This is a genomic window from Hymenobacter agri (assembly GCF_054778495.1).
Genome location: NZ_BAAGZM010000474.1, coordinates 1 through 3,441, shown reverse-complemented (window position 1 = coordinate 3,441; position 3,441 = coordinate 1). Strand labels below are relative to the sequence as shown.

The 3,441-nt window shown below is 58.3% G+C and carries 4 protein-coding genes; all 4 read left to right on the top strand.

Annotation, left to right across the window (positions count from 1 at the left end):
• A partial coding sequence (locus ACYVDE_RS17855; RefSeq protein ID WP_460502908.1) for a DUF2306 domain-containing protein occupies positions 1–363 on the top strand: 363 nt, incomplete at its 5' end.
• Positions 360–1,283, top strand: coding sequence for a hypothetical protein (locus ACYVDE_RS17850; protein ID WP_460502907.1), 924 nt, complete (start codon positions 360–362; stop codon positions 1,281–1,283). The genes ACYVDE_RS17855 and ACYVDE_RS17850, both read left to right, overlap by 4 nt.
• Before the next feature lie 35 nt (positions 1,284–1,318).
• Positions 1,319–2,317, top strand: a complete 999-nt coding sequence (locus tag ACYVDE_RS17845) for a hypothetical protein (protein WP_460502906.1) — start codon at positions 1,319–1,321, stop codon at positions 2,315–2,317.
• Between the two features lie 299 nt (positions 2,318–2,616).
• On the top strand, positions 2,617–3,264 hold the full coding sequence (locus tag ACYVDE_RS17840; RefSeq protein ID WP_460502905.1) for a hypothetical protein: 648 nt from the start codon (positions 2,617–2,619) through the stop codon (positions 3,262–3,264).
• The last annotated feature ends 177 nt before the right edge of the window (positions 3,265–3,441 follow it).

Here is a 3,441-nt window from a genome sequence, read left to right as displayed (position 1 = left end):
CTCGTGCTGGCGCGCTTCGCCAACGGCGGGCTGGCGGCGCAGGTCGGCTTCACGCTGCAGTGCCTGGTGTGGTGGCTTTGTACCTGGAAGGCCTACCGCGCCGTCCGCCAGCGCCAGTGGCCCCTGCACGTCGACTGGATGCTGCGCTCCTACGCCGTAACGCTGGCCGCCCTGGCCCTGCGCGGCGAGAGCTACGTGATGTACTACGTGTTCGAAACCAAGCCGATTGAGACGTATCTGACGGTAACCTGGCTCTCCTGGGTGGGCAATTTGATATTGGTAGAAATCCTGCTGGAGGTGGGCATGGGCCGATATTTTCTGCGGGAGTTTATGCCGGGGCTGCGTGGTAAATTGGCAGCATGAAAAAGACGTTCTACCCGTTCTTGGTTTTCAGTCTGCTTACGGCCTGCCAGGAACAGAAACCAGTTGCCACCGATGTGGCGGCAGCTGCCCGCGGGCCCATTCCTGCTGCCGAACCTGGCGAAAAGCCGTTGCCGTCGCTATTCGCCGCTACGGATACTCTCACCAAGCCGATGCGGCAGTTGCTGGGCGAAATTGACTTGTCGAAGCTGTGGCAGGGCGATACCCAATACCGCCGGGAGAACCCGACGCTACAAGGTTTTTTTGGGCCCGACCACTACCGGTTTGCGCTGGCTTTTACGAGCGTAATGCGCGATGCGCAGCACCCCGAGGTGTACCACGTGCGAGGCAAATGCCGCTACCGAAAAAATATCCGGCCATTCGAAGGCACCCTCACGGTGCGGCAGATTGAAGATTTGGAAGCGCCCTGGGATTATGGTGACTTCACACCGCAACAGCAGGATTCGATGCTAACGGAAGCGGCCGCTACCGATTCGACTGCAGTCCAGTACGAGCGCGCCCGAAAACTGTCGCACCCCTACACCCTGCGCGCCGAACTGGCCATACGGGAGGAGACAGCCGCAAACAGCGGCGTTTTTCGCGGCGAAGCCATTCTAAACTTTCACGTTACCAACCGTGGGCGGCTGGACTACGTCACGGCGCCGTTTGTGAGCAAAGACATGCCGGCCAACGGTAGCGAAGTGCTGGTGCACGGCTCGCGCCGCAACCTGACGACCCGGGAAGTGAAGAAGTTTGTGGTAGCTGCCGACGTGTTTGCCGCAGCACCAGAGGTTTACAAAGACTTTGGCATTGGCGACCGGGGTGGCGAAATCAACCCCAAATACGCTAAACTGGGCTGGAACGAGCTGTGGGAAAACGACGAATGGTGGGCCGACTCGCCCAATCCCAAACTCAGCCTGTAGCGAACGTTCTTTTTCTACTTTCTTGCCGTGCCCATATGAAATCCTTGCTGCTTTTCGTACCAATTGGTCTACTGGCGCCGGCCTGTAAGCCGCAGACGAAACCGGCTGCCCGTTCCGTCGCTACGGTGTCGGAAGCAACGGCCAAACCAATAGGCAATGACAGGGAAGTTGGGCTTCCACCCGATACCATTTCGGCAAGGGAACTCTCGGTAGCTCGCGGAGGAAAGGCCCTGCCGCCCGATAGCATGCCGCCCATTCCCGTTCGCCATGGAATAGTGTTGCGCGATAATATCGGGTCGCAGCCGGTAGCCGACTCGGGAGCGGTCAAACATTTCTTTGCCAGCCACAACCTTGCTCCGCTCCTGCAAACGGTAAAGGGTGGGCAATACGATTATGCCCTGAACGGATTTCTGGGGTCCGACCGCTACCGAACAGAAGTCGTCATTACGGCGGCTCATCAGAATCGGCACAACCCGCGGGCTTACACGTTACGGGGGCTGACCCGCACGAAGCGGCTTATCAGGCCTATTCAGGGCGAAATAGTATTCGACTCTCTTTCAATCGAGCCCATGCTTACCGCACAGGACAAGCAGGATATCAGTAACTGGACGATGGTATCCGTCGTGCGACTCGATAATGACAAAACCATTCGGCGGTACGCCGTTATGGGCCGCGTACGGCTATCCGAAGAACAGTCGGTAACCCAGCCAGCTGTGTTTCGCGGGCGAGTGATTATGGAATTGGAACTAACCAAAAAAGGCCGGCTTAATGTTGATGCACCCTTTCTGCACGGGCCTTCGCAGGGAGCCGGGCAGCAATACGCTGGCACATGGACGACTACTCAAACCGGAAAGACAATTCCGGCAGTGTGGGTGAGCAATATCGTCGGGTACGGTCAGTTCATCTACAGCGACTTTGTGGTTGGCGAACGGGACGTCGCAATCAACCCCAAATACGCCAAGCAGGGCTGGAATGAGCTGTGGGAAAACGACGAATGGTGGGCCAAATCACCCAAACCCCGTCTAAGTTTGTAAATAAAGGTTGAGCCAGTATGAAACCCTTTGTTGCGTTGCGAGTTGCCGCCTTTGCGTTGGGCGCCTGCCAGCCGCAGGTCAAGCCAGCCGCAGGCGTGTATGCCGAAAAGCCGACACTGGTTGCGGCCACGCCATCGCATTTACCTATAGAAATCTCAAAATCAGATTCCGTACCAACCAAGCCCGCATTGCAGGCCATATTATTCAGCCCGCCTCCCCGGGAAGGAATGCCGCTAACTGCATTGGCACCGCCGGTAACTGATGCGGCTAGGTTTCTAGCTGCTAACAATATAGCCCCGATGTGGCAGGCCGATTTTGGCCAACGGGAAAACAACAATCCGAAGCCCACCATTTTGGATGGGTTCTACGGTGCCGAGCATCGCCACATCGCCGTTATCCTAGATGAGGTAGTGTCGGATTCGCTGATGCCCAATGTGTTGCGGGTGCGGGGGCGGACGCGCTTTAACAAGCACATCACGCCCTTTGCGGGCAGCATCACGGTGCAGACTATCAAATCCGTTCGCGCTTTTCTGGATTTGGATTCGGTGGAAACCACGCAGGCCCGCGCATACTCGGCCACCGGGCGCTTTGTGCTGCGCGAAGACTCCACGGCGCCGGGCGCCGGCACTTACCAAGGCACGGCGCTGATGGATTTCTATCGCCAGGCCGATGGAGCGCTGCACCTCGTGGAATCGAGCCGGGAACTACCCACCCGAGGCAGCGGGCTGCTGTTTCGGGGGCAATGGAAGAGCTTCCGCACGGGCCGGCTGAAACCGGTGGCTTTTGCCACCTACGCCGATGCCGTACTGCCCAACACCATGACGGATTTGTACATTGGAGAGCGGGGGCAAACCATCAATCCCAAATACGCGCGCCTCGACTGGAGCGAGGCTTGGGAAAACGACGAGTGGTGGGCTCGGCCGGCCAAGCCTGCGCTCAGCCTCTGATACTAAAATCCCTGCCTGCACCGTTGAAAATCCAGAAGCGCTATTCGGCAATATAGCCGTGTGGTACTTCCAATTTTCACGGTTATGATGCGTTTCCTTCTGCTGCTGGCGGCTCCTGCGCTGCTGCTCGGTGCGGCCCGGCCGGCCGCGCCCACCTCTGTTCCCGCCACTGCTGCC

Coding starts and splice junctions, on each gene's coding strand:
- ACYVDE_RS17850 (WP_460502907.1), top strand. CDS start 360: ATGAAAAAGACGTTCTACCCGTTCTTGGTTTTCAGTCTGCTTACGGCC.
- ACYVDE_RS17845 (WP_460502906.1), top strand. CDS start 1,319: ATGAAATCCTTGCTGCTTTTCGTACCAATTGGTCTACTGGCGCCGGCC.
- ACYVDE_RS17840 (WP_460502905.1), top strand. CDS start 2,617: ATGTGGCAGGCCGATTTTGGCCAACGGGAAAACAACAATCCGAAGCCC.